This window comes from Streptomyces sp. WM6386, from assembly GCF_000972385.1.
Classification (GTDB): Bacteria; Actinomycetota; Actinomycetes; order Streptomycetales; family Streptomycetaceae; genus Streptomyces.
The window spans coordinates 1-424 of record NZ_JXTE01000524.1; the positions used below are offsets into that span (position 1 = coordinate 1).

General features: G+C 72.9%; 1 pseudogene. It reads right to left on the reverse strand.

Going from position 1 to position 424, the window contains the following annotated elements:
* A pseudogene (locus TN53_RS42535) lies at window positions 1-424 on the reverse strand (1-deoxy-D-xylulose-5-phosphate synthase); the annotation flags it as partial.

Here is a 424-nt window from a genome sequence, read left to right on the forward strand (position 1 = left end):
GTCCACCACCCCGTCCGGGAAACGCACCGCGGTCGGCCCGTCGGCGGCCACGGCCTCCCGGAACAGCTCGCCCAGCCGCCTGCCGTCCCGCGGCGCGGCGATCCGCAGCCCCGGCACCATCTGAAGGATCGACATGTCCCACACACCGTTGCGGCTCGCCCCGTCATCCCCGGTGACCCCGGCCCGGTCCAGCACGAGCGTCACCGGCAGCCGGTGCAGGGCCACATCCAGCAGCGCCTGATCGAAGGCCCGGTTGACGGACATGGCGTGCATGGCCACCACCGGATGCAGACCGCCCAGCGCCAGCCCGGCCGCCGACGTGACCGCATGCTGCTCGGCGACACCCATGTCGAAGGTCCGCTCGGGAAAGGCCAGGGAGAACGCCGACAGACCCGTCTGCTCCATCAGCCCGGCGGTGACCGCG